The organism is Vibrio sp. 10N.261.52.C11, assembly GCF_041471405.1.
GTDB lineage: Bacteria > Pseudomonadota > Gammaproteobacteria > Enterobacterales > Vibrionaceae > Vibrio > Vibrio crassostreae_C.
Genome location: NZ_JBFROI010000151.1, coordinates 1 through 213 on the forward strand (window position 1 = coordinate 1; position 213 = coordinate 213).

Here is a 213-nt window from a genome sequence, read left to right on the forward strand (position 1 = left end):
CTCATCATGGTAAGCGTGGGAGAGGCTTTCAGTACTCTGATACAGCGATTGAAACCGCCTTGATGATTAAGGGCATCTTCTCTCTTCCTTTACGTTCTCTTCAAGGCTTTATCGACTCTATCTTTGAGCTATTAGATGTTCCACTAACGTCCCCTGACTACACCTGTATCAGTAAACGCTCGAAGACAGTTCAGGTCAAATATCGCAATAAAT

Annotated in this window: 1 protein-coding gene; it reads left to right on the plus strand. The window is 43.2% G+C overall.

Annotation, left to right across the window (positions count from 1 at the left end; translation table 11 throughout):
* On the plus strand, positions 1-213 hold a 213-nt coding region (locus tag AB4323_RS24485; protein ID WP_372153556.1), incomplete at both ends, for a transposase.